The 25,821-nt window shown below is 60.5% G+C and carries 15 protein-coding genes; 3 read left to right on the top strand and 12 right to left on the bottom strand.

Annotated elements, in window-relative coordinates; genetic code table 11:
• Entirely contained in the window at positions 1 to 3,321 is a 3,321-nt protein-coding gene (treS, locus tag BMY73_RS05695) for a maltose alpha-D-glucosyltransferase (protein ID WP_092405667.1), read from the bottom strand.
• 16 nt (positions 3,322 to 3,337) lie between these two features.
• Complete coding sequence (locus tag BMY73_RS05690) at positions 3,338 to 5,374, bottom strand: alpha-1,4-glucan--maltose-1-phosphate maltosyltransferase (RefSeq protein WP_092405665.1); 2,037 nt, start codon at positions 5,372 to 5,374, stop codon at positions 3,338 to 3,340.
• A 331-nt stretch (positions 5,375 to 5,705) separates the two neighbouring features.
• Between BMY73_RS05690 and BMY73_RS28255 the strand changes: the two genes are divergently transcribed.
• Positions 5,706 to 5,882: a hypothetical protein gene (locus BMY73_RS28255; protein ID WP_175500137.1), complete on the top strand. Its 177-nt coding sequence runs from the start codon at positions 5,706 to 5,708 to the stop codon at positions 5,880 to 5,882.
• A gap of 77 nt (positions 5,883 to 5,959) precedes the next feature.
• Here the strand turns inward: BMY73_RS28255 and BMY73_RS05680 are convergent, their stop codons facing one another.
• Positions 5,960 to 6,505 (bottom strand): MgtC/SapB family protein, encoded by a 546-nt coding sequence (locus tag BMY73_RS05680; protein ID WP_092405663.1) that lies wholly within the window; start codon positions 6,503 to 6,505, stop codon positions 5,960 to 5,962.
• Between the two features lie 420 nt (positions 6,506 to 6,925).
• Here BMY73_RS05680 and BMY73_RS05675 point away from each other — a divergent pair, with 420 nt between their 5' ends.
• Both BMY73_RS05675 and mapR read left to right on the top strand, forming a co-directional pair.
• The gene (locus tag BMY73_RS05675) at positions 6,926 to 7,174 is read left to right on the top strand and encodes a DUF3203 family protein (protein ID WP_092405661.1); all 249 of its coding nucleotides are present in this window, start codon (positions 6,926 to 6,928) and stop codon (positions 7,172 to 7,174) included.
• 121 nt (positions 7,175 to 7,295) lie between these two features.
• Positions 7,296 to 8,747 (top strand): GntR family transcriptional regulator MpaR, encoded by a 1,452-nt coding sequence (gene mapR / locus BMY73_RS05670; RefSeq protein WP_092405659.1) that lies wholly within the window; start codon positions 7,296 to 7,298, stop codon positions 8,745 to 8,747.
• A gap of 32 nt (positions 8,748 to 8,779) precedes the next feature.
• Here the strand turns inward: mapR and BMY73_RS05665 are convergent, their stop codons facing one another.
• From BMY73_RS05665 to BMY73_RS05625, 9 genes are all read right to left on the bottom strand, one after another.
• Positions 8,780 to 9,526 (bottom strand): SDR family oxidoreductase, encoded by a 747-nt coding sequence (locus tag BMY73_RS05665; RefSeq protein WP_062381739.1) that lies wholly within the window; start codon positions 9,524 to 9,526, stop codon positions 8,780 to 8,782.
• 185 nt (positions 9,527 to 9,711) lie between these two features.
• Complete coding sequence (locus tag BMY73_RS05660) at positions 9,712 to 11,121, bottom strand: efflux transporter outer membrane subunit (RefSeq protein WP_371914951.1); 1,410 nt, start codon at positions 11,119 to 11,121, stop codon at positions 9,712 to 9,714.
• 77 nt (positions 11,122 to 11,198) lie between these two features.
• The gene (locus BMY73_RS05655) at positions 11,199 to 14,306 is read right to left on the bottom strand and encodes an efflux RND transporter permease subunit (RefSeq protein WP_092405655.1); all 3,108 of its coding nucleotides are present in this window, start codon (positions 14,304 to 14,306) and stop codon (positions 11,199 to 11,201) included.
• A gap of 106 nt (positions 14,307 to 14,412) precedes the next feature.
• Positions 14,413 to 17,508 carry an MdtB/MuxB family multidrug efflux RND transporter permease subunit gene (locus BMY73_RS05650; RefSeq protein ID WP_092405653.1) on the bottom strand — a complete coding sequence of 1,032 codons (3,096 nt, stop codon included), beginning with the start codon at positions 17,506 to 17,508 and terminating at the stop codon, positions 14,413 to 14,415.
• Positions 17,505 to 18,851: an MdtA/MuxA family multidrug efflux RND transporter periplasmic adaptor subunit gene (locus tag BMY73_RS05645; RefSeq protein WP_092405799.1), complete on the bottom strand. Its 1,347-nt coding sequence runs from the start codon at positions 18,849 to 18,851 to the stop codon at positions 17,505 to 17,507. Before BMY73_RS05645 ends, BMY73_RS05650 begins: the two co-directional genes overlap by 4 nt.
• A gap of 195 nt (positions 18,852 to 19,046) precedes the next feature.
• Positions 19,047 to 19,547 (bottom strand): thiol peroxidase, encoded by a 501-nt coding sequence (gene tpx / locus BMY73_RS05640; protein WP_062381750.1) that lies wholly within the window; start codon positions 19,545 to 19,547, stop codon positions 19,047 to 19,049.
• Positions 19,548 to 19,656: 109 nt separating this feature from the next.
• Positions 19,657 to 23,331 carry a translocation/assembly module TamB domain-containing protein gene (locus tag BMY73_RS05635; protein WP_092405651.1) on the bottom strand — a complete coding sequence of 1,225 codons (3,675 nt, stop codon included), beginning with the start codon at positions 23,329 to 23,331 and terminating at the stop codon, positions 19,657 to 19,659.
• A gap of 14 nt (positions 23,332 to 23,345) precedes the next feature.
• Complete coding sequence (locus BMY73_RS05630) at positions 23,346 to 25,076, bottom strand: autotransporter assembly complex protein TamA (RefSeq protein WP_092405649.1); 1,731 nt, start codon at positions 25,074 to 25,076, stop codon at positions 23,346 to 23,348.
• A 67-nt stretch (positions 25,077 to 25,143) separates the two neighbouring features.
• Complete coding sequence (locus BMY73_RS05625) at positions 25,144 to 25,794, bottom strand: GNAT family N-acetyltransferase (RefSeq protein ID WP_062381755.1); 651 nt, start codon at positions 25,792 to 25,794, stop codon at positions 25,144 to 25,146.
• Positions 25,795 to 25,821: the final 27 nt, after the last annotated feature.

Genomic DNA, 25,821 nt, shown 5'->3' with positions numbered 1-25,821 from the left:
TCATTCTCCATCAGACAAGTTCAACAGCCCGCGCAAGCCTTGAAGCGGAACCGACAACCAGGTCGGCCGATTCTCGGCCTCGTAGGCCACTTCATAAGCGGCTTTTTCCAAGGTGAACAACGCCAGTGCAGCGGCCTCTCCCTTGGCATCTTTCCAGGCGTGCGCGATGCCATCGGTGGCTTTCTTATAGCCATCAAGAAATGCAGCGCGTGCCTGTATCAAATACGTCTCAGCGACATGTTGACGTGCGGCCGAAGCCTCAGGCGAGGTGTCTGCCGCTTGCGCGTTGCGCATGGCCATGGCGGCAGCGTAGTCGAACGATCGCAGTACACCGCTGACATCCTTGAACGGGCTGTACTTGGCGCGTCGTTCTTGCAGCGGACGTGCCGGTTCCCCTTCAAAGTCAATCAGATAGGCATCACCCTTGACCACCAGCATCTGCCCCAGGTGCAAGTCACCGTGGACCCGCATGCGCAAGCCGCCAACCGATCGTTTCGCCAGGCTCTGAACCTGCGCCAGCAGCGTTTTGCGTTTGCCAAGCAGTTCACTGACCAGTTGCTGATCGCCGGGTTCCAGACTGTCGCGATGTTGCTCCAGTAGATTCAGCGCCCGCTCGACCTGTGCCGAGACGCTTTTCGCCGAGGCCTGACTGTCCTTGACGCTGGTGACCTCGGTTTTGAAGTCCGGGTTGTCAGTCGGCGTACTGAGCACGACATGCATTTCACCCAGACGCTGTCCCAGCAGACCGGCAAAGTCCTTGAGTTCCAACAGTGCATTGGCGTGCTGTTCCACGTTCGAATGGCCGTGAGCCATTTCGTCCCGCACGGCACGCTCAAGGTTGTTCTGCGTCCATTCCCAGGCGTCGCCCTGATTGCTCAGATACCCCTGGGCGATCATCAGCAGATTGCTCTCTCCCTCACCGTCCACCCGGACCACAGCACCCAGCAACGGCGAGATGTGTTGATACCCGGCCTCGGTGAGGTACGCGCCCATTTCCAGCTCGGGGTGAGTGCCAGCAGCGACCCGGCGAATCATCTTCAACACCACACTGCTGCCAATGACTACCGAGCTGTTGGATTGCTCGGCCGACAGGTAGCGCACTTCGGACTCGTCGTTCAGCCCCAGCGGCGCCAGTTTCGATGTCTGCTGAAAGCGCAATTCTCCGTCATTGGTGGCAAGAACCGTCTGGTCCTGCATGCCCTTGATGACGGCACGAATGAATGGCTCAAGCGTAAACGCGTCGGTGATCAACCCGACCTGTCGTCCGCGGCGGACGCGGGCAAGGGCCAACTGCTGCGGCAAGGCGCTGCTGAAATCGTCTTCGGCGAGGAAACCGAACGGCAATTGATAACGCGCGACGTCGCCGCCTGCCGTGACTTCGATTTCGCTGAGCATCACAGGGCGCTGGGCGGAGCCGAAACGCACACCGTAGCTGATATGAACATTGTCGATGGCCGTCCCTTTGCCAGCGAACCAGCGACGCTTGGGCAAGTAAACCGACAGCGACGTCTGCTCCAGCGTCTGGCGCAACGGTTGATCCAGCAATTCTTCCAGACGTTGTTTGAGCACCAGGGTCGGGAAGTCCGGCATGCTCTCGGCGGGTTCGACGTGCCAACTGGGCATTTGATTCTCCGCGGCCAGCAGGAACCAGTAGAAGCCGTAGGGCGGCAACGTCAGCAGGTAGTTGAGCTGGCCAATGGGTGGGAAAGCGCTGCCGCCGAGCATCTCCACCGGCACGGTGCCGGCGTATTGAGAAAGCTCCAGTTCCGCCGCCTGGGAGGCTGACGAAACGTTGGCGACACACAAAATGATTTCGCTCTTGCCGTCAGGGCCGGTGTACTCACGGGTGTACGCCAGAATCCGCCGGTTACTCGGCGAGAGCATTTTCAGGGTGCCGCGACCGAAAGCCTTTTGTTGTTTACGCACGGCAAGCATGCGACGCGTCCAGTTCAGCAGCGAATGCGGGTCGTGGTCCTGCGCCTCGACGTTGACTGACTGAAAGCCGTAAAGCGGGTCCATGATAGGCGGGAGTACCAGACTCGCGGGGTTGGCCCGTGAAAAACCGCCATTGCGGTCGATGGACCATTGCATCGGTGTGCGCACGCCGTCGCGGTCGCCGAGATAAATGTTGTCACCCATGCCGATTTCGTCACCGTAATACAGGGTCGGTGTGCCGGGCATGGACAGCAACATGCTGTTGAGGAGCTCGACGCGACGACGGTCGCGTTCCAGCAAAGGCGCCAGACGGCGACGGATGCCGAGGTTGATTCGCGCACGGCGGTCGGAGGCGTAGTAGTTCCACAAATAATCGCGCTCACGGTCAGTGACCATTTCGAGGGTCAACTCATCGTGGTTGCGCAGGAAAATCGCCCACTGGCAGTTTTCCGGAATTTCCGGGGTCTGACGCAGGATATCGGTGATCGGGAAACGGTCCTCTTGCGCCACCGCCATGTACATCCTGGGCATCAGCGGAAAGTGGAACGCCATGTGGCATTCATCACCGTCCTTGCCCTTGCGATCGCCAAAATACAGCTGCGTGTCTTCCGGCCACTGGTTGGCCTCGGCCAGCAGCATGCGATCCGGGTAGTTCGCATCGATCTCGGCGCGAATCTGCTTGAGCACGTTGTGTGTTTCTTGCAGGTTTTCGTTGTTCGTCCCGTCACGTTCGATCAAGTACGGGATCGCGTCCAGCCGCAGGCCATCGATGCCCATGTCCAGCCAGTAACGCATCACTTCGAGCACCGCTTTCATGACCTGCGGGTTGTCGAAGTTCAGGTCGGGCTGGTGGGAGTAGAACCGGTGCCAGAAATACTGACCGGCCACCGGATCCCAGGTCCAGTTGGACTTCTCGGTGTCGAGAAAGATGATCCGCGTGCCATCGTACTTCTGGTCGTCATCGGACCAGACATAGAAATCTCGCGCCTTTGAGCCCTTTTTCGCGTGCCGCGCTCGCTGGAACCAGGGGTGCTGGTCGGATGTGTGGTTGATGACCAGTTCGGTGATCACCCGCAAACCGCGCTTATGCGCCTCGGCGATGAACTTCTTCGCGTCGGCCATGGTTCCGTAGTCGGTGTGTACGCCCCGGTAATCCGCAATGTCATAGCCGTCATCGCGGCGCGGTGACGGGTAGAACGGCAGTAACCAGATGGTATTGACGCCCAGTTGGGCGATGTAATCCAGCTTGGCGATCAGGCCCGGAAAGTCTCCGATGCCATCGTCATTCGAATCGAAATACGATTTCACATGAACCTGGTAGATCACCGCATCCTTGTACCAGAGCGGGTCTTCGATAAAGGCAGCGTTGCGAGGTTTTTTTGCCATGACCACATCCTTCGAATTATGGGTTTGTGGTTCTGATCCGCCAGATACCAAACGGCTGGTAGGACGGATCGATGCGCATGAACTGCGTCTTGCCGTACCAGGTCCAGGTGTGTCCGGTCATCAAATCCTCACCCAGGGTCGCTGCATCGTCCGGCAGCCCCATTTCCCACAGCGGCAGCTCGAAATTCGCTTCTTGAACGTTATGCGGATCGAGGCTGACGGCGACCAGCACGAAGTTGCTGCCATCGGCGCTGCGCTTGCCGAAATACAGAATGTTGTCGTTCCACGCGTTGTAGATGCGCAGGCCCAGATGGGTCTGCAAGGCCGGGTTCTGACGACGGATTCGGTTAAGCTGCGCGATCTCGGCAATGATGTTGCCCGGCTGGGTGAAATCACGAGGACGAATCTCGTATTTCTCCGAGTCCAGGTATTCCTCTTTGCCGGGGACAGGTGCCGACTCGCACAGCTCGAACCCCGAATACATGCCCCACAACCCGGAACCCATGGTTGCCAGCGCAGCGCGAATCAGAAAGCCGGCCCGACCCGAGTCATGCAGAAAATGCGGATTGATGTCGGGCGTGTTGACGAAGAAGTTCGGCCGGTAACACTCACGCCACGGCGACTGGTTGAGCTGAGTAAAGTACTCAGCGAGCTCGGCCTTGGTGTTGCGCCAGGTAAAGTAGGTGTAACTCTGCGAATAACCGACCTTGCCCAGTCGGGCCATCATCGCCGGTTTGGTGAACGCCTCGGCGAGGAACATGACGTCGGGGTGCTGAGCACGGATATCCGCAATCATCCATTGCCAGAACGGCAGCGGCTTGGTGTGAGGGTTATCGACGCGAAAGATTTTCACGCCCTCCTCGACCCACCCCAGTACAACGTCGCGCAGCTCCAGCCACAGGCTGGGGATGGCGTCGGGCGCATAGAAGTCGACGTTGACGATGTCCTGATATTTCTTAGGCGGGTTTTCCGCATAGCGAATGGTGCCGTCCGGACGCCACGAAAACCAGCCTGGATGTTCTTTAAGCCACAGATGGTCCTGCGAACACTGAATGGCGAAATCCAGTGCGATTTCCAGCCCATGTTCAGCCGCAGCCGCCACCAGATTGCGGAAGTCTTCACGGGTGCCCAATTGAGGGTGGATGGCATCATGCCCCCCGTCAGCACTGCCGATGGCATACGGACTGCCGGGATCATCAGGCCCTGCTGTCAACGAGTTGTTAGGGCCTTTGCGGTGGGCGCGACCGATAGGATGAATCGGCGGGAAATACAGCACGTCGAATCCCATGTCGCGAATCATCGGCAGGCGGCCATGGACGTCATTGAACGTGCCATGACGGTTTTTGTCGTCGGTGATCGAACGGGGAAACAGTTCGTACCAGCTGGCAAACTGAGCCAACTCACGCTCAACGTCCAGCGGGTATTCGAGGCTACGGCTCAAAAAAGCGTGGTTATCGGCGTGCGACATGATCGTCGCCGTCTCGCTGTTCAACAGCAACGCCACCTGCGCCTCGTGTTCGGTGTTCTGACCGAGCCGTTGCAGCAGGCTGTCGATCTGCCCGCGAAGCTCGTGCTGGCTGCGCTCAGACGCATGAATGAGATGAAGCCGCCCTTCTTCCAGCTCCAGGCCGATATCGACCCCGGCGGCGTATTTTTTCTCGAGCTCGTAGCGGTAGCTGGCGAACTGATCGATCCAGGCTTCGAGACGGAAGACATAACGGCTCACCGAGGTCGGGGTGAATTCGCCGATCCAGCTGTCGTTGCCCAGATCGCGCATGGGCGCTTCGTGCCACGCCTGCTCGTCGGCCGCGCGGTAACGAATGCGCACGGCCAATTTGTCGTGACCGTCGGCAAACACCTTGCTGGTGACGGTCATCGGCTGACCAATGATGGCCTTGGCCGCAAGCAGCCCGGACTCGATCACTGGCTGCGTGTCTTCAATGACAATGCGCGGGAGCTGCAAGGCCTGAGTCAGGGGTAAAGGTTGGGTTGGGTGCGGTACATCGGTGGCCAAAGAATCAGGGCCGTATGGCTGATCAGCAGTCACATTCATCGAGCATCACTCCTCACGCCCCAGGGACGCTCCGTGTTAACAATCCGTTGCGAGAACGTCTTGTCCATCAATACAGAAAGGGAGCCACCGGACCGAACGCATCCCGACGTGGCAGCATAGGTTCCGAACGCCAGTCCAGGGGAAAAGTTCAAAGAGCTTGTGCGGCTGAAAATCGATCCATTGCCAGCGTAGCCTTGCGCGGTTGAACCGTTGAAAAAAACACGGAAACATTGCGCTGAATCATTCGAACGGCCCCGCTGTCGAAGCCTGCGAGCGCGTTGAAATGCGGCACTACTGCCTGTTCGAACCTGCGCTGAAGGAAGGTGAAGCAATGAACATTCCCATTCCCGCAGAAACGCCCGATCCGAATATCGACGACCCGGAATTGCCGGTCCCTGAACCTGAAGAACCGCCTCCACCGACCATGCCGCCGGTGATCGAGCCCCCTAAAGGCGATCCGCCCTCGCAGGAACCGCCAGCGATTCTCGGTGAGGATTTTCCCGAGTAAGGGGCCGTCGACAGGCTGAGCTCGAATGACGACACCTGGATCTGGGCGAACCGGGCACGCCGAACACCTCGGCGTGCTCAGGGTTGGTGCGAGTCGCCTCCGGTGTTTCGATCCGGGTCCTTCGCTTTTTCCTCTGGCGGATCGAATCGTTCGACGATCATCGGCATGAGGCTGAAAATCCCCAGGGCCAGAATCGTGCTGAGCACCGCCGTCATTTCCCTCCCCATGCCGGCCGCAATTCCAATGGCGGCGGTCATCCACAGGCCCGCCGCAGTGGTCAGCCCTTTGACTTGATGCGTATTGAGGTGGTCGCCTTTGAGGATGGTCCCTGCGCCGAGAAAGCCGATCCCGGCGACGATCCCCTGCACCACCCGGCTCACCGCCGCATCGTCGGCACCAGCCAGACGTGGGACCAACACGAACAACGCTGCACCCATACACACCAGCATGTGCGTCCGCACCCCGGCCGCCTTGCCCTTGTGCTCGCGCTCGAAACCCAGAATGCCGCCCAGCAACGCAGCGATCACCAAACGAATGGTGACCCGGGTCAGTTGGGATGCATCGGTGATATCGGAAAATTCGGAGCGCAGCGTCTCGACGACTTCTTGCCACCAGGCATTCATTGAGCGACTCCTGTTTATTCAGTGCCTCTTCGCGGGCACATTAATGGACCGCGCCGCTATCGGCTCGTTCGCCTCGTTCCCCTCATACTCCGTTTGCTCACGCATGCCGCCGACCGGGGTGTCGATTGTGAATGACCTACCGCATTCGCGGCCCTCGTAACCTCGGACGGCTCCTACAGGGTCCGGGTTGACGCACGAATCTGAGTCCAGGCCTGGGACCTGTGGGAGCGAGCTTGCTCTGGGCGGCATTCCGACGAATATGGTGAATCAGCAAATTCATTCGTCGCTGACCCACCGCGTTCGCTGCCCTCGTAACCTCCGGCGTTCTCTACATTGCACAGGCCTACCCGCTGTCGGAATCGGGAAACGATTCGATTGTCCCCGCAGTCACACCTTCACACCCCGTGAAGGAGTACGACCATGCCTCTGGATTTCGACAGCAGCCATCAATACTGCTCAGCGATAGTCGACGGCACGACCTACCGCAGCGCTGTGATCGACGTCGTCATCACCACCAATGACGCGACGCATATGTCCGAAGCGGAAATCGACGGCAGGAAGGTCCCTATCACCGAAGCGGAAGCCGATGCGTTGACCGTCTATAAAGCGAAAGACATGCGCCATCACACCGTTGGTGTGGAACCGGGTGAAGACTCACCAGTGATCTGATCTGCTTTTTATCGAAAAATCTGCACCTGTACTGATACGGCTTTCACGCGCATAGTCTGGTCATCCCGACCCTGCGGCCATTGCTGCACCGCAGGCTTGACTGTCCAGCCGTGAGCCCTCAATGAAGCGTTATGAAAAGTTTGCCGACGATATCGCTGAGCTGATCCGCTCGGGTGTGCTTGCCGCAGGCCAACGCGTGCCGTCCGTGCGCTACGCCAGCCAGACGCATGGCATCAGTCCTTCCACGGTGTTCCAGGCCTATTACCTGCTGGAGCGACGAGGCCTGATCCGCGCACGGCCGCGCTCCGGTTATTTCGTCAACGACAGTTTTGCCCGCGAAACCTTCGCGGCGCAGCGCTTCGAACTGCCCCCTCCCGTCGAGCCATCAGAGACGCCCCACGTCAGCGAATCCACGGAAGTCGATGTCAGTGAGCTGGTGTTCTCGGTCCTCGAATCGATCAAAGACCCCCACACGGTCCCTTTCGGCTCCGCCTTCCCGAGCGCCAGCCTCTTTCCACTGCAGCGCCTTGCGCGCTCATTGGCCAGCGCCACACGGGACATGGACCCGAGTATGGTGGTCAGCGACCTGTCTCCAGGGAATCCGACACTGCGGCGACAGATTGCCTTGCGTTACATGGTAGCGGGTCAAATGCTGCCCATGGAGGAACTGCTGATTACCAATGGCGCGCTGGAGGCCTTGAACCTGTGCTTGCAGGCCGTGACCGAACCCGGCGATCTGGTGGCCATCGAAGCCCCTGCGTTCTATGCCTGTCTGCAGGTACTCGAACGACTGAAGCTCAAGGCCGTCGAAATCCCTGTGCATCCGCAGACCGGCATCGATCTGGCCGTCCTCGAGCAGACGCTCGAACGCTATCCGGTCAAGGCCTGCTGGAGCATGACCAGCTTTCAGAACCCGACCGGTGCGACAGTATCGGAATCACGCAAGCGCGAACTCGTCGAACTGCTGCGCAGGCATGAAGTGCCGCTGATCGAGGACGATGTCTACGCCGAGTTGTATTACGGCCAGCATGCGCCAAAACCCGCCAAGGCGTTTGACACCGAGGGACTGGTGCTGCATTGCGGCTCGTTCGCCAAGAGCCTGGCACCGGGTTATCGCGTGGGTTGGGTAGCCGCCGGGCGTTACGCGCAAAAGGTCGAGCGATTGAAGCTGATGACCTCATTGTGTGCGTCGATGCCCGCACAAGCCGCCATTGCCGATTACCTGCAACACGGTGGCTATGACCGCCATCTGCGCAAATTGCGCAATAGCCTGGAAGACCAACTGCGGGCCATGCTGGGTGCCGTTGCGCGTTATTTCCCACCGCAGACCCGCGTCAGCCAGCCATCAGGCGGGTATTTCCTGTGGTTGGAACTGCCGGAACAGGTCGATTCGTTGAAGGTGTTTCAGGCAGCGCTCGCCCAGGGCATCAGCATTGCGCCGGGCCCGATGTTCTCGCCGACCCGGCGTTTCAAGAATTGCATCCGCCTGAACTACGGCAGCCCGTGGAATGAAACCTCGGAGCGGGCAATGGAAACCCTGGGCAAGATCATTCGGTCGATCAGCGTGGTTTAAGCGCGAAGCCTGTCTGACATTAGCCGTATGGCCTAACGACCGCCACCCAGATCAATAAACGTCCCGGTCGAATAGGACGCCTTTTCCGACAGCAGCCACAAGATAGCCTCGGCCACTTCATCGGCCAGGCCGCCTCGTCCCATTGGAATGGTCGGTTCGAGCTTGCTGACCCGTTGCGGATCACCGCTCAAGGCATGGAACTCGGTGAAGATGTAGCCCGGACGCACGGCATTCACGCGAACGCCCTCGCCCGCGACTTCCTTCGCCAGACCTAAAGTGAAGGTGTCGAGCGCACCTTTGGAGGCGGCGTAATCAACGTATTCGCCCGGCGAACCCAGCCGCGCGGCCACCGATGACACGTTGACGATGCTACCACCCAGCCCGCCGTGGCGCGGCAACATGCGCAGCAATGCGTGCTTGCTGCACAGCATCGGTCCTACCACATTGCTCATCATGATCTTGAGCAGGCGGAATTCGGACATGGACTCAACGCGCGACGTCTCGCCCACCGTCCCGGCGTTGTTGACCAGTGCCGTCAAACGCCCCATCTCGGCATCCACGCGGGAATACAGGCGAATGATTTCGTCTTCGTTGCTGACGTCGGCCTGAACCGCGATGGCGTATCCGCCGGACTCGCGAATCTGCGCGCAAACGCGCTCGGCCGATGTATGGTCCGAAAGGTAATTGATGCAGACGCGATAACCCTGCGATGCCGCCAGAACTGCCGTGGCTGCGCCAATACCTCTGGAGCCGCCAGTGATGAGGAGGTTTTTGTCCATGGGGTGTCCGACTCTATGCTCTTGCTTTTAGTGTTGTGCAAAGCGTGAAACGTCAAAGTATGTGCTCGGCTACGCGTTTCTTCGCCGCGCTAATATCTGCCATGAAGCGGTCCGCTGGCAATGGATGCCCCAGTAGATACCCCTGCAATGACTCACAACCCGGACGGGTCAGAAACCTCTGCTGATCAGCGTGTGGACACCTCCGGCTCACGCGTCAAACCGGTTTCGGCCTGCCAGCCGCCCCCTAATGCCGCGATCAATTGAACACTGGCAATCAGCCGACTTTGCAACAGTGTCAGCACACTGCGTTCATTACTCAATGCGGTGGTCTGCACGTTCACGACATCCAGATAGCCAATCAATCCGGCCTTGTACTGGTTACTGGTCAGACGCAGCGAATCGCGGGCCGCGTCCAGTGCCTCTTTGCGCACCCCGGCTTCCTGCTCGTACACGCGCAGTTGCGCCAGGTAGTCTTCGACTTCCTTGAAGCCATCCAGCACCGTCTGACGGTATTGCGCGACGGTTTGATCGTAGACGGCTTCGGTGCGATCCACCTCGGCCGCGCGCCGACCGCCGTCGAACAGGGTCATGGCCAGTTGCGGGCCGACCGACCAGAAACGGTTCGGCAGACTGATCCAGTTGCTGAAGGTACTGCTGCTGTAGCCACCGTTCATGCTCAGTGTCAGGTCCGGGTAATACGCCGCTTTCGCCACGCCGATGTTGGCATTCGCCGCCATGACCGAACGCTCGGCCGCCGCAATATCCGGACGGCGTTCAAGCAACTGCGAAGGTAACTGCACCGGAATCTGCGGCAGCGCCGGGATCCGGGTGGTCGGCGCCAGGCTGAAGTCGGCAGGCGCCTGCCCCATCAACACCGCGATCGCGCTTTCAAACTGGGCCCGTTGCCAGGCCAGATCGATCAGGTCAGCCTGCGTGCTCTTCAGTTGTGTCTGCGCCTGAGCCACCGCATCGCGCCCCGACACACCGGCCCGGTACTGGTTTTGCGTCAGTTTTAGCGAGCGCTCGTAGGTATCCACCGTGGCTTCCAGCAGACGCTTTTGTTCGTCGAGCACGCGCAGTTGCAGGTAGTTTTGCACCAGTTGCGATTGCAGACTCAACTGCATCGAGGCCAGGTCGGCCAGGCTTGCCTGCGCGTTGGCCTTGTCCGCCTCCAGCCCGCGTCGCAGCTTGCCCCAGATATCCGCCTCCCAGCTCACGCCCAGTTGCGCGTTGTAGGTGTCACGAATCCCGCTGCTGGAGCTGCTCAGGCTGGAGCTACTGCTGCCTCTGCCCTGGCTTGAGCGGTTCTTGCTCGTGGTCAGGTCCAGCGTCGGGAAGAATGCGCCCCGCGCGCTTCGCACCAATGCGGCGGCCTGACGGTATTGCGCTTCGTACTGAGCAACCGTCTGGTTTGAGGTGTTGAGCTTCTCCACCAGACCGTTCAGTTCTGCGTCGCCGTACAGTTCCCACCACGCGCCGCGCGCAATCGCGTCGCTCGGATTGGCCTGGGTCCAGCCTTCGGCGTATTTGAAATGCGCGGGCGTTTGTATGTCCGGCTGCTTGTAGTCCGGGCCCACCGCACATGCGCTGAGCATCAGCGCGCACAAGGCCGCGCCCACCGTGCGCTGAAAGGGCAACACACGCAGGGGGACAGAAACGTTCTGGCGATGGGTCATAGCGGGGTTTCCAGGGCAGCATCCGTTCGTACGCCGCGCCATTGATTGACACGATGACGCAAACGGTCGAGATAAAGGTAAACCACGGGCGTGGTGTACAGCGTCAGAATCTGGCTGAGGATCAAGCCACCGATAATGGTCAGACCTAGCGGCCGGCGCATTTCGGCGCCTTCGGCACTGCTCAGCAGCAACGGCACGGCACCGAGGATCGCCGCCAGCGTGGTCATCAGAATCGGGCGAAGACGCTGCAGACACGCATTGCGGATGGATTCCAGCGGCGACATGCCGCTACCCCGTTCCAGTTGCAAGGCAAGGTCGATCATCAGAATGGCGTTCTTTTTCACCACGCCAATCAACAGGAACAGCCCCAGCAGCGAGATCAGGCTGAACTGCCCGCCGGTGAGGTAGATGCTGAGCAACGCCCCGACGCCTGCCGAGGGCAGCGTCGACAAAATCGTCAGTGGGTGGACATAACTCTCGTACAGAATGCCGAGGACGAGATACACCGCAACCAGGGCGCCGAGAATCATCCACGGCTGGCTCTTCTGAGTCGCGGCAAAGGCGTCGGCGGTGCCCGCCATTTTCGCAATGACGTCTTCAGGCAAGCCCACCGCCGCGACAGCTCGTTCGATGGCCGCTGTGGCCTGGTCCAGCGTCACGCCATCGGCCAGGTCGAATGAGATGTTGTCCGAGGCAAACTGACCGTCGTGGGTGACCCGGTCATCCTCAAGGCTGCGTTCGTAGTGGGCAATGGTCGACAGCGGAACGCGCGCGCCCTGGGCGGTGATCACCTGAACCTGTTCCAGGGTCACCGGGTCGGTCGCGTACTTGGGGCTGACCTCCATCACCACCCGATACTGGTTCAGCGGGTCATAGATGGTCGACACCTGACGCTGGCTGTAGGCGTTGTTCAGCACCGTGGTGACCATGTCCATGTCGATGCCCAGACGCTTGGCCGCATCGCGGTCGACCATCAGCGTCACCTGCTGTGTCCCGCCACCGTCGTGCGCATCGATGGCCGTCAGTTCCTTGAGCGACTTCAACGCGGTGACCACTTTCGGGTACCACAGACGCAGGCTTTCCAGATCACCGCTCTGCAGAATGTATTGGTATTGCGAGGAAGTCTGCTCGCGACCGCCCCCCAGTTGCAGGTCCTGGTCCGGTTGCAGAAACAGGCGTCCGCCCGGCACCTGAGGCATCTCCTTGCGCAGCCGCTCGACCACTTGCTCGGCGCCGATCTTGCGCTCGGCAATCGGTTTCAGGCGCACGATGATGAAGGCGTTGCCTGTGCCGCCGTTGCCGCCGATGAAGCCGGCGACGCTTTCAACCGCCGGGTCTTTGAGGATCGCATTGCGGAACACGTCCAGCTTTGGCTGCATGACGGAAAATGACAGGCCATCGTCACCGCGCACAAACCCCATCAACTGGCCGGTGTCCTGTTGCGGCAGAAACGTCTTCGGCACGACGACGTAGAGCGCGATGTTCACACCAATGGTGACCAGCAGGGTCAGCAAGGTGAGACGACGATGACGCAGCGCCCAGCCGAGGCTGCGGTCATAGTGCGCAACCATGCGGTCGTTGACGCGCTGGCTCCAGCGCTGCAACCGGTTTTCCGTCCCGGGCACATGGGGCTTGAGCCAGCGGGCACAGAGCATGGGCGTCAGCGTCAGCGAGACGATCAGTGACACCACGATCGACGCCGACAGCGTGATAGAGAACTCCCGGAACAGGCTTTCCACCAACCCGCCCATGAACAGGATCGAGATGAACACGGCGACCAGTGAGACGTTCATCGAGAGCAGGGTGAAGCCGACCTCCTGCGCCCCGAGATACGCGGCCTTCATGGGCGGGACGCCTTCATCGATGTGGCGGGAAATGTTCTCCAGCACCACAATGGCATCGTCCACCACCAGTCCCGTGGCGAGGATCAGCGCCATCAGCGACAGATTGTTCAGCGAGAACCCGAACAGGTACATGATTGCGAACGTGCCCACCAGGGAAACCGGCACTGCCAGCGTCGGGATCAGCGAGGCGCGGAAGTTGCCCAGGAAGAGGAACACCACGATGATCACCAGCACCACGGCAATGAGCAGCGTCATTTCGGCTTCGTGCAGGGTGGCCTTGATCACCGGCGAACGGTCCATCGCCAGATCCAGTTTGACGCTTGCCGGGAGCACGGCCTGCAACGCGGGCAACTGAGCCTTGATCGCCGCGACCGTCTCGATGATGTTGGCGCCGGCCTGACGGTTGATGACCAACAGCACCGCAGACTTTTTGTTGAAGAAACCGCTGTTGAAGCGGTCCTCGACCGAGTCCTGGACCTTCGCCACGTCTTTGAGCCGCAAGGCGGCACCGTTCTGATAACGAATGATCAGCGATTCATAATCCTTGGCTTTTTCCAGTTGATCGTTGGCCTGCACCTGCCAGTTGTGATCGGCGTTCTCGACGAACCCTTTGGGGCGGCGCACGTTGGAACCGGAAATCGTCGTCCGCACCTCGTCCAGCGACACGCCGTACTGATCCAGCAATTTGGGTTGGAGCTCGACCCGTACCGCAGGCAACGAGCTGCCGCCAATCTGCACTTCGCCGACGCCGTTCACCTGGGACAGACTCTGCGACAGAATCGTCGACGCCAGGTCATACAGCTGGCCTTTCTCCAGCACGTCCGAGGTCAGCGACAGCACCATGATCGGCGCCTGCGACGGATTGACCTTCTTGTAGGTCGGCATGCTGCGCATGCCGCTCGGCAGCAGGTTGCGCGAGGCGTTGATCGCCGCCTGCACTTCCCGCGCCGCGCCGTTGATGTCGCGGTCCATGTCGAACTGCAAGATCACCCGGGTGGTGCCCTGACTCGACCGACTGCTCATGGTGTTGACCCCGGCAATGGTACCCAGGGATCGTTCCAGCGGTGTCGCCACGCTTGACGCCATGATTTCAGGGCTGGCGCCGGGCAGCGAGGCCGTGACCACGATCACCGGGAAATCCATGTTCGGCAGCGGTGATACGGGCAGCAAGCCGAAGCTCATGCCGCCCAACAGCATGATCGCCAGGCTCAGCAGCATGGTCGCCACCGGCCTGCGGATGAAAGGAGCGGAGAGGTTCATGGGGTACAGCTCCGGGCGGCAAGCTGCCAGTCACCCGCAAAAGCCCCGGCGTGCGCGGTCCCGCTTCTCACTTGCCGCTTGAAGCTTGAAGCGTGCGGCTGCCCCGTCATACCGCCACCTCGGTCTTGCCCGAACGACGGAAGCGGCGTCCCAGGCGATCGAAGTACAGATAAATGACCGGCGTGGTGAACAGCGTCAGCACCTGACTGACCAGCAGGCCGCCGACCATCACCAGCCCCAAGGGCTGGCGCAGCTCGGCGCCGGACCCGGTGGCGAACATCAGCGGAATCGCCCCGAACAATGCCGCCAATGTAGTCATCAGGATCGGCCGGAACCGCAGCAGGGCCGCTTCGTAAATGGCCGTCTGAGGATCGACTCCGCGGTTGCGCTCAGCGTCGAGTGCAAAGTCGATCATCATGATCGCGTTCTTTTTCACGATGCCGATGAGCAGGATGATGCCAATGATCGCGATCATGCCCAGGTCATTGCCGCTGAGGATCAGCGCCAGCAAGGCGCCAATCGCGGCCGACGGCAGGGTTGAAAGAATGGTGATCGGGTGAATGTAGCTCTCGTAGAGCACGCCCAGCACGATGTACATGGTTACAACCGCGGCCAACACCAGCAGCAGCGTGCTGGACAGCGAGGCCTGGAAGGCTTCCGCCGCCCCCTGGAACTCGGTCTGTACGCCGATCGGCATGCCGATGTCTTTCTGCACCTGCTCGATCACGTCCACGGCCTGTCCCAGCGCCACGCCGGGCGCCAGGTTGAACGACATCATCACGGCGGGAAACTGACCGATATGCGTGATGGCAAGCTGGGCCTGACGCTGCTCGACCTTTGCCAGACTCGACAGCTTGACCTGCCCCCCGTCGGCGGTCTTGACGTGAATCTGGTCCAGCGCCTCGGGACCGAGTTCACTCGCCGCGGCCGCCTGCAACACGACCCGGTACTGACTGGCCTGGGTGTAGATCGTGGAGATCTGCCGCTGGCCGAACGCGTCGTACAACGCGTCGGTTATGTTCGCCACCGTCACGCCCAAACGGCTGGCGGCGTCGCGGTCGATGTTCAGGTACACCTGCAAGCCCCTGTCCTGAAGATCACTGGCGACGTCCGTCAACTCGGGACGCTCGGCCAGCGCTTCCACCAGCCTGTTGCTCCACAGACTCAACAGTTCGGCGTCCGGCGAAGACATGCTGAACTGGTACTGCGTGCGGCTGATGCGGTCTTCGATGGTCAGGTCCTGCACCGGCTGCATGAACAGGCGGATGTCGGACAGCTGATCGACCTGCGGCTGAAGGCGCTGAATCACCTGCGTCGCGGTCAGGTCGCGCTGGCCATGGGGTTTGAGGTTGATCAACATGCGACCGCTGTTCAGTGTCGCGTTATCGCCGTCGACGCCGATGTAAGACGACAGACTGGCCACCGCCGGATCTTGCAGAATGATCTTCGCCAGTGCCTGCTGCCGCTCGCTCATGGAGGCGAACGACACCGATTGCGGCGCTTCGGAAATCCCCTGGATCACCCCGGTGTCCTGCACGGGAAAGAAACCCTTCGGCACCGCCAGGTACAGCAACACGGTAATGCCCAATGTCGCGATCGCGACCAGCAGGGTCAGCGGCTGATGCTTGAGCACCCACTGCAGCTTGCGACCATAGGCGCCGATCAGCCAATCGATCCAGGCACCACTGGCGCGATAGAAACGTCCCTGCTCCGCTTCCTTGGGTTCACGCTTGAGCAAGCGGGCACACATCATCGGCGTCAGGGTCAGCGACACCACCAGCGAAATCAGGATCGCCACCGCCAGCGTGATGGCAAACTCCCGGAACAGCCGGCCGACCACGTCCGCCATGAACAGCAGCGGGATCAGAACCGCAATCAACGAGATGGTCAGCGAAATCAAGGTAAACCCGATCTGCCGCGCGCCTTTGAGCGCGGCCTGCAACGGTGTCTCACCCTCCTCCAGGTGCCGGGAAATGTTTTCCAGCATCACGATGGCATCGTCGACCACGAAACCGGTGGCAATGGTCATGGCCATCAAGGTCAGGTTGTTGACCGAAAAGCCGGCGAGGTACATGACACCGAAGGTGCCCACCAGCGACAGCGGCACGGCCACGGAAGGAATGATGGTGGCGCTGAGGCGGCGTAGAAACAGGAAGGTGACCAGCACCACCAGGACAATGGAAATCAGCAGTTCATGTTGCACGTCACTGACCGACGCACGGATGGTTTGAGTGCGGTCGGTCAGCACCACCACGTCCAGGCCGGCGGGCAGGTTGTCGGTGATGCTGGGCAACAAGGCTTTGATCCGGTCGACCACGTCGATGACGTTGGCGCCGGGCTGACGCTGGATGTTGAGCAGGACCGCCTGATTCTCGTTGGCCCACGCGGCCAGCCGTTCGTTTTCCGCGCCGTCGACGATCTGTGCAACGTCCTTGAGCCTCAGCGGGCCGCCGTTGTTGTAGGCCAGAATCAGGTTGGCGTATTCCTCGGGGGACTTGAGCTGATCGTTGGCGTCCAGCATCGACACCCGGGTCGGGCCGTCGAAGTTACCTTTGGGCGTGTTGACGTTGGACGCGGTGACCAGCGTGCGCACGTCCGACAGGTTCAAGCCGTTGGCCGCCAAGGCCTCCGGGTTGACCTTGATCCGCACGGCCTGACGCTGGCCGCCCGCGATGCTGACCATCCCGACGCCGCTGATCTGCGCGATCTTCTGTGCCATGCGCGTGTCGACCAGGTCGTTGAGTTTGGGCAACAGCATGGTTTTGGAGGTGATCGCCAACGTCAGCACGGGCGTGTCGGCGGGGTTGACCTTGTTATAGGTCGGCGGCGCCGGCAGATCGTTCGGTAACAGGTTGGTGGCGCCATTGATGGCAGCCTGCACTTCCTGCTCGGCGACATCCATGTTGATGTCCAGGCTGAAGCGCAAGGTGATCACCGAAGCCCCGCCCGAGCTGGTCGATGCCATTTGCGTCAGGCCAGGCATCTGCCCGAACTGGCGCTCCAGCGGCGCGGTCACGGCACTGGTCATCACTTGCGGGCTGGCACCGGGGTACAGCGTCATCACCCGAATGGTCGGATAATCCACTTGCGGCAACGCCGACACCGGCAGCAAGGTGTAAGCGATCAGACCGGCCAGGACAATGGCCAGCATGCTCAGCGTGGTCGCGACGGGCCTGAGGATGAACAGGCGTGACAGGTTCATACGTTGCCTTTTCTCACGGGGGCGGCGTCGGCCGACTCACCGGTTTCCTTGTCCTTGGCCGGCTGGCCCTGCAACTTGCCGCCGGGCGTGACCGGCACGTCCTTGCTGTCGTTGACAATATCGACTTCGCTGCCGTCCTTCAGGCGGTCAGTACCTTCCAGCACCACGCGATCACCCGCGGCCAGGCCTTCGGTCACCACCGTGACATTTTCATCACCCGGCCCGGTTTTCAGCGAGCGAATGCGGACCTTTTTGTCACCGTCCATCACGTACACAAACGTGCCATTGACGCCGAACTGAATGGCCGCCGAAGGCACCAGGACCACATTTTTCAGGGTATTGGCCAGAAGCCGTGCATTGACGAACTGGTTGGGGAACAGCACTTCGTTATCGTTATCGAAGCGGGCCTTGAACTTCAGGGTGCCTGTGGTGATATCGATCTGGTTGTCGATACTCGCCAGCACGCCCTTGGCCTGTAGCTTCACGTCGGCACGGTCCCAGGCCTCAACCGGCAGCTTGTCACCGCTGCGGTAACGACTGATCACGTCCGCCAGGTCCTTTTCCGGCAAGGTGAAATTGACGGTGATGGGTTTGGTCTGGGTGATAACCGCCAGGGCGATGGTGTCGTTGGCCGCGACCAGGTTACCGACGTCCAGTTGCCGCAGGCCGATACGGCCGGAAATGGGCGCGCGGATCTGCGTGAAATCCAGATTGAGTCTGGCGTCGCCGACCGCCGCCTGATTGGTCTTGATCGTCCCTTGGTACTGGCCGACCAGAGACTCCGCGGTGTCGAGTGTCTGCTTGGCGATGCTGTCTTCTTTGTACAGGTCCCGATAACGCTGTACATCGATTTGCGCATTCTTCAGCAACGCCTGGTTCTGCATCAGCGTGCCTTCAGCCTGTTGCAGGGCGATCTGATAGCTGCGTGGGTCGATGACAGCCAGCAGATCGCCGGCCTTGACCAATTGGCCTTCCTGGAAGTTGATCTTGACCAGTTCACCGGCCACCCGGCTGCGCACATTGATGGTGTTCATCGCGGTGACGGTGCCCAGCGCCTTGTAGTAGATCGGAAAGTCACCGGTAGTCGCCGACGCCACGCGCACCGGAACCGGGCCGGTGGAACCGCCGAAGCCCGGCCGCTGCCCAGTCACTTTTCCCGCGCCGCCCCTGCCGCTGGCGCCCTTGTGGGCCTGACCGGTTGACTGCGCGGTGGCCTCCGTCTTGGGTGACGAACCCGGCCAGTACCGCCAACAGATACCTGCGACAATCAATAGAACCAGAAGGCTGAGCAGCCAGCGACGGGAGTTTCGGGAACCAGACGATTGCATGAATAAGTCAACCAGTGTGCGCGTGAGCGTCTTCGGGAGGCTGAACAATAAGCATAGTTACGTGCCAAGCAAAGGGCCTTTACCGGCAATTTACCTAGTGCTTACTTGGAATAAGGTGTTGACCTGCAAATAAAAACGGCCTGATCGATTCAGGCCGCTTTGTGTTGCGAGGTATTGCCGTGATGAATCCGGCGATACGCAACGAGCAACTTACTTGAGCACTGCCAGTGCGGCGTCGTAGTTCGGCTCCTGACCGATCTCTGGCACCAGTTCGCTGTACAGGACGTTGTTGTCCTCGTCCAGAACGACGACGGCACGAGTGGTCAGACCAACCATAGGACCGTCGGCGATTGCCACACCATAGGTTTCCATGAAGTCAGCACCGCGCATGGTGGACAGGTTTTTAACGTTTTCCAGGCCTTCAGCGCCGCAGAACCGCGCTTGCGCGAATGGCAGATCGGCCGAGATGCACAGGACCACGGCGTTGTTCAGATCGTTGGCCTGAGCGTTGAATTTGCGTACCGAAGTGGCGCAGGTCGGGGTGTCAACGCTTGGGAAAATGTTCAGCACTTTGCGCTTGCCGGCAAAATTTTCCAGCGTCACGTCAGACAGATCACCACCGACCAGGGTGAAAGCAGGCGCCTTGCTGCCGACCTTTGGCAGTTCGCCGCTGATTTGTACCGGGGAGCCTCTACGAGTCACTTGAGCCATGAGCTGAGTCCTTATTTTGAGGGTTGCGGGAAAGACAGGAAGTTAACCACGATTCGGCCTGACGACCTACTGGCGGGCATCACTTTGTTGTCGTTGATGCCTACGCCCGTTAAAAATCCCGTTTGTAGAAAATATCCAGTGAGCTGGCGACGCCACTAGCGGCCTCGATGTACACCTTTTTGCTCAACAGGTACCGTAGCGCGATCGTATTGGCGGGCTCGAACACCCCGACTCCGTATCGGAGGCTGAGCTTGTCGGTGATCTTGCCGCTGGCAACCACGGCGGTGGAGTTACCGCTGCCGGAGGTGTCCAGGTCGAAATCCTTGATCCCGAGATCCGAGGCCAGTTTGCCCGCCGTCGAGGAACCGCCCGCCAACCCAAGGGCGAGCGCGGCCTGAGCCACCATGTTGTTGTCCTCGCCGTTGGTGGCCAAAGGTCGCCCCAGGACCAGGTAGGACAACGCCTGTTCCTGACTCATCGCGGGCTCGGAAAACACCGTTGTCGTCGGCTGTTCGGCACTGCCACTCAGACGAATACCGGCAATCACGTCATCGGTCTGGCGAATCGCTTCGATGTCCAGATACGGCTGGTCCACGGGCCCTGCGAACAGCAGTCGCGCCTTGCGAATGGTCAGGCGCTGGCCATAGGCGCGGTAGCGGCCGTCGTTGAGGTTCAGCTCGCCTCGGGTATCGAGGTTGTCGCCGATATGGACATGCCCCGCGAGGTTGGCTGTCAGACCAAAGCCGGTGAAGCTCAGCTTTTCCTGACCGACTTCGACGTTGATGTCCATCGCGATGGCCATGGGTGGCTTGCCCGCCTCGGTCTGCGCGCCAACGATCACCGTGTCATCGGACACTTTGACGGTGGACGGCGGCAATTGGCGCACCGTGATTTCGCCTTTCGGAATCAGTACCTTCCCCGATACCGCGAGCCGATCGCCCTGCAGGCTGATCTTCAGGTCGGGTGCGGCTTCGAGCCTGGCGTAGGGTTCCACGGTGATCGGCAGATGCGAGCCTTGCAAATTGACATCCACGTCCAGCGTGTCCGCCCAGGCAATGTGGCCGCCAAGGCTGCCCTGGCCCGCCGCACCGCTGCGCCAGTTGCCCTTCAACTGCACGTTTTCACCCGCGATCAAGGCTTGCACGTTGAGTTTTTCAAGCGTAATCGGCAAGTCCGGCCCGGACACTTCGCCATCGCTCAACATGACGTTGCCATTGACCTGCGGCGCCAATAGACCACCCGAAATGCGTCCACTGCCGTTCAGCTTGCCGTTGAGCTTTTCTACCACGGTGACGAAGGGCCGTGCCACTGACACGTCGAGCCCGGTGAGATTGAACTCGCCGTTGACCGGTTTGTTCTTCGCCACGGGATCAATGCTCAAGCGCGCCTGCAAGTCACCCAGTCTGGCGCCCCGAAAATCCAGAGTCGTGTCCACTTTTTTAGGCGTCAGGCTGCTCGTGACCTTGAGCGTCTGGTAAGGGAAGTCCAGCCACTGTTTTTTGTCTCGGACCCGCAACGTGCCGCCACTGGCGTCGATGACCACCTGACCGTTGGGCCCGGATGCCGGAAGGTCGAGTTGAACGTCAGCATTCAAGGCACCTTTCCACGCGAAATCCTTGGGCAACCATTGGGCGAGACTGTCCAGCGGGAACTGCTTGAGGTGATAACGCAAGCGAGGGTCGGGCATCAGGCGTTGGTCTTCCCCACACAGACTTGCCGGTCCTGACCGCCAGCAATGCGCGCCAAAATTGATCTTGCCGTCAGCGAGGCGTTCGAGTTTTGCCGGTTGCTGGAGCTTCCAGTCCTGTCCCCCCGTCTGCACATCACCAGTGGCCAGACGGCCGCGCCAGTTGCCCTTGTCGAGCGTGCCGTCCAGTGCCAACGCCAACTTGAGCAATGGCCCCTGCAGGTCCAGCTTGACCTGCTGCCGCTTGATGTCGCCCTGGCCGTTCACGACGAGCGTGCCCAGCGCGGTGTCACCGACCTGAATGCCGCTGGTTTTCAGATCGAGGGTGGCGCGTTGCGCAGTGTCCAGCTTCGCCGACAGGTTCAGGCTTTGCAGCTTGTTGCGCTCGTACACCAGTTGCGTACCTTGCAGGCCCAATTGGCCTTGGGGCGCCTGTGGCGTGCCCGTCAGGTCGACACGGCCCTTGACCTGCCCCTGCAGACGCGGCCATAGCTGACCAAGGCGCGGCAGGTTCAGGTCCAGTTGTGCGGCCAGCTTCTGTTGCAGGCTGCCGGAGCCCTGAATCCGGTTGTCGCCCAGGCGAATGTTCAAAGCGCTGACATTCCATGTGTCCCCTGCTCCATCCGCTTTGGCTTGCATCACCGCTGGCTGCCCCCGCAGTCGTCCCTTGAGGTCAAGATCGGCGTTCAGATTCAGGCGTTGATCCTTGAAGGATCCCTTGCTGCGCAGCGGACCTGCGAGGGAGCCCGGTAGTTCGGCCACCCAGAACGAAGGGTCGATTGCGCTCAAATCCAGCGCGGTGTCCCAGGCGACTCCGTCGGCGAACTGCACGTTAAGGTGACCACTGGCTTTGCCTTGCCCCGCCACCAGCTCGACCTGCGGCAGAAAAACCTGCTGTAAATCCCCACTGAACGGACTTTGCAGGCTGAACGGCCCCGCTGGGCCTTTGAGGTCACCGACGAAATGACCCAGGTACTTGCCGTCTGTATAGGAAACCTCTCCATTGAACGTATGAATGCTGACTTGAGGCTCGTCAATCGCCGGATACAGCCGGTGCCAGGGGAAATCGAGCCAGTCGACCCTGGCGTCGGCGGTCAAGCCCTTTTGCCAATCCAGCGATCCGCTGAGTTTCAGGCGCTGCTCGGGACTGGCAGTGAGGTCCAGCGTGGTGATCTGCGCGCCTTTGGCATCGACCCGGCCCTGCAACGCCAAGGTCACCGGCCCCTGTTCGGCGGGCAGGCTTGCGTTCCCGAGCACGGTGTAACCCTGCGCCAGATCACCCTTGGCGTTCAGCGTCAGCTGGTTGAGTTGCAGCGTATCGGGCAGGTCCTTGCTGGCCTTGAAACCATCGCTGGTGATCGCGATTTCCGCTGGCAAATTCTCCACCAGCGGCTGTAACTGCCCCACCAGCTTCGCGTCGATGTAGCCGATGGTCTGAGCGTTCACGTTAAGCGTCTTGAGCAGGTCGCCCTGGGCATTCAGCGTCAAGGACAACGGTTGACCACTGATATCGGGAAGCTTGACCTGACCTTGCGCCGTCAGTGGCCAGTCCCCCACGGGGTTCAGCAGACCGGTCAGGTCCAGCACGATGTCGTCGCGTTGCGCGTGTACGGAATCGATCTTCAGGCCGTCTGCCGTCCAATGGGCCGCAAGCTGCACGTCCCGCACTTGCTCGGTCCCGTCCAGGTGCAGGCTGCCGATCTGCACTTCGCCCAGTTCGATGGCCACCGGTAACTTGAGCGCAGGCAACGTGATCGGGCCGCTGGTGTCTTCGTGGGTGGACGGTGCAAAGTGCAGGCGAATATCCGCAGTTTTCAAGGTGTCGATGCACAGCGTCATCCGCATCAGGCAGGACGGAGACCACTCGAATGCGGGCGCGTCCACCTCGACCTTGCTCTCGCCTTGCTGCCAGACCAGCGAATCGGCCCGCCACGCGCCGCCCAGACGGCCGGAAAAATGCTGGACCTGCAAGCCCGGTACCCACGCCAGCGCCCAGCGACTGCCGGACTGTGTCCCGAGCACCAATCCCAGTGCGATCACCACCAGAACCAACAGTGTGAGAACACTGGCCGCGAAAATAAGTGAAACACGCTTCAACAGTGCCGCCTTTGTCACAGTTCAGGCCCCATTGAGAAATGCAGGCGAATGCCGCCGTCATCATCCAGCGCGTGCGCCAGATCCAGACGCAGCGGTCCCACCGGTGAAACCCAGCGAATGCCGATACCGACACCGGTCTTGAGGCTTGGGAAGTCCAGCGAGTTGAACGAGTTGCCTTGATCGACAAACGCCGCAACGCGCCACTTCTCAGCGATCGAGTACTGGTATTCGGCACTGCCGGCAATCATGTAGCGGCCACCGATCTTGTCGCCGTCGGAGTTTTCCGGGGACAGTGACTGATAGTCGTAACCCCGGACGCTCTGGTCGCCACCGGCAAAGAATCGCAACGAAGGCGGAATGGATTTGTAACCGTTGGTGGCTGTACCGCCCACTTGTACGCGGCCCAGAAATCGATGGTTCTGCGCGACCGTGGTCAAGCCCTTGACCAGGGCGGTGCCGTGCAACACGTTGGCGTCCGAGCCCAGGCCTTCCTTCGCCACCTCGGTTTCGAACTGCAAACGGTAACCGTGGTGCGGGTCAATCCGGTTGTCGCTGCGCAGATAGGAATAGCTGATGCCGGGCATCAACAAGGTACTCAAGCCCTCATCGTCGCCCAGCCGGTACTCTTCGCGCTGCCATTTGAGGGAAATGACCCGTTCCCAACCGCTGGGCAATTTACTGTGCCATTCAGGACCTACCGTCAGCAGTTTGCTGAGGCTGTCGGTGTCCGCGATCTCTTCGTATTGATAACCGCCGGCGAATCGCAGCTTATCGGTGAGCGGCGGGTCGAGCGGGATGTCATAAAACAGGCCGACGTTCTGGCGCGGCGCCGACAGTTCCGATTCGATGCCGTAGCTGTGGCCTTGCGGATTGACCCAGTGCCGGGTCCAGTTGGCTTTTACGCGCGGGCCAACGTCGGTCGAGTAGCCGACTCCCAGCCCCATGGTGCGCGGCTTGCGGGTTTGCAGCTGGACATCGACCGGGATCACCTGACCTTGTGCGTCGGTGGGTGAAGCATCGACACGAACGCCCTCGAAGTACCCGCTCGATTGCATGGCCTGATTGAGGTCGGCGATGAGTTGGGAATCGTACGGCGTGTCTTCCTTGAAGGGCACCATGCGTTTGAGCAGGTCTTCATCGAACGGCGCATCGCCACTGAACGTGACTTTACCGAGGGAGAACCGGGGTCCGCTGTCGTACACCAGATCGATGTCAGCGACACCGGCGCGAGGGTCAACGGACAGGCGTTGAACCACGAACCGGCCTTTGAAAAATCCGTAGCGCGCAGCCTGATTCTGGATCAGGCGCTTGGCGTCCTCATAGCGTCCGTGATTGAGCACCGCCCCCGACCTGAGCGCGTCGCTCTTGGGCACCTTGAAGGCCTTGAGATGACGCGCGTCGCCTTCGATCCGAACCGTAACGTTACGCAAATGCACCGGCTCGCCGGGCTCCACCGTCAGGACCAGGTGCAGATCCTTGTCGATGCGTTTGACCTGGCTGTCGATCTGCGCCTGGTAGTAACCCAGTGCCTGGGCGGCTTTCTGCGCCTGCTCGACAGCGCCTACGCTAAAACGCTCGAGCGCCTGTTCATCACGCTCGCCGAGGCTGCCCACGTACCCTTCAATGTTGGACTTGAGCTCGGAATTGGACGGTTTGATCCGCACATCCAGCTGAGCATTAGCGAACGCCGCACAGCTGGAAAACATGAGGATAAAACCACTGGTGAATCGACCGGGAAACTTCATAGGCGCGGATGCTAACACGAGCGGCGGGTGCTTCTGGAACCCGCAGGGGTGGACAAAAGATTCGCGGTCAGGCCATGGAAGCCATTGAAACTTGAGGATTTGGGTGAAAAAAGACGTGCTCTCGGATAGGTCCTACAGCCACTTCTCCAATTTCCTCATAACCCTGTCGTTTGTAGAACGCCAGATAATGTTCATTGCCGGTGTCCAGCACGATCCCCTTTGAGTGCTCGTCCACGGCGCACCAGTCGTGCAGCGCTTGCAGCAATTGCTCACCGTAGTGCTGACCCTGGAAATCGGGGTGAATGCCGAGCAGTGGAAGGACGTGAACGGCATCGGAAGGCAGGCACGCCAGTACGGCCTGGTAATACTCCAGGTATCGTTGGGTACAACGAAGTCCGGTGCTCATCACCATCCGCAGCCGCCACGCCCAGCTTTCGGTGATGCCCAGACGCCGTTGCGGCGGCGCAATGAGGGCCACGCCCACCAGCCGGTCCTCGACAAACAGCCCAAGTGCCGGCATGTCCTGCAGGAAGTGCTGCTTCACCAATTCGCGAACGGTTGCGCGCACCCGGTGTTCATACCCGGGCCGGCCCGATTCGAACAAATAACCGAAGCTCGGCTCATGCCGGTACGCCTGGTACAGCAACGACCGAGCTTCGCGGGAATAACCGCTGTCCAGTTGACGGATGTCGGCCGGTGCATTCGCTGATTCAGGCATGTAATCGTGTCCCTTTCGATGACGACC

The sequence above is a fragment of the Pseudomonas sp. NFACC02 genome (assembly GCF_900110765.1).
Lineage (GTDB): Bacteria > Pseudomonadota > Gammaproteobacteria > Pseudomonadales > Pseudomonadaceae > Aquipseudomonas.
The sequence above is the reverse complement of the archived record's forward strand: the minus strand, read 5'-3'. Positions and strand labels throughout refer to the sequence as shown.

Bases quoted from the DNA above. Each gene is read 5' to 3' on its own strand.
- BMY73_RS05650 (WP_092405653.1), bottom strand. From the start codon at position 17,508: ATGAACCTGTCACGCCTGTTCATCCTCAGGCCCGTCGCGACCACGCTG.
- BMY73_RS05665 (WP_062381739.1), bottom strand. From the start codon at position 9,526: ATGGACAAAAACCTCCTCATCACTGGCGGCTCCAGAGGTATTGGCGCA.
- BMY73_RS28255 (WP_175500137.1), top strand. From the start codon at position 5,706: ATGAACATTCCCATTCCCGCAGAAACGCCCGATCCGAATATCGACGAC.
- BMY73_RS05660 (WP_371914951.1), bottom strand. From the start codon at position 11,121: ATGCTCAGCGCATGTGCGGTGGGCCCGGACTACAAGCAGCCGGACATA.
- BMY73_RS05680 (WP_092405663.1), bottom strand. From the start codon at position 6,505: ATGAATGCCTGGTGGCAAGAAGTCGTCGAGACGCTGCGCTCCGAATTT.
- treS (WP_092405667.1), bottom strand. From the start codon at position 3,321: ATGGCAAAAAAACCTCGCAACGCTGCCTTTATCGAAGACCCGCTCTGG.
- mapR (WP_092405659.1), top strand. From the start codon at position 7,296: ATGAAGCGTTATGAAAAGTTTGCCGACGATATCGCTGAGCTGATCCGC.
- BMY73_RS05675 (WP_092405661.1), top strand. From the start codon at position 6,926: ATGCCTCTGGATTTCGACAGCAGCCATCAATACTGCTCAGCGATAGTC.
- BMY73_RS05630 (WP_092405649.1), bottom strand. From the start codon at position 25,076: ATGAAGTTTCCCGGTCGATTCACCAGTGGTTTTATCCTCATGTTTTCC.
- BMY73_RS05690 (WP_092405665.1), bottom strand. From the start codon at position 5,374: ATGAATGTGACTGCTGATCAGCCATACGGCCCTGATTCTTTGGCCACC.
- BMY73_RS05625 (WP_062381755.1), bottom strand. From the start codon at position 25,794: ATGCCTGAATCAGCGAATGCACCGGCCGACATCCGTCAACTGGACAGC.
- tpx (WP_062381750.1), bottom strand. From the start codon at position 19,547: ATGGCTCAAGTGACTCGTAGAGGCTCCCCGGTACAAATCAGCGGCGAA.
- BMY73_RS05655 (WP_092405655.1), bottom strand. From the start codon at position 14,306: ATGAACCTCTCCGCTCCTTTCATCCGCAGGCCGGTGGCGACCATGCTG.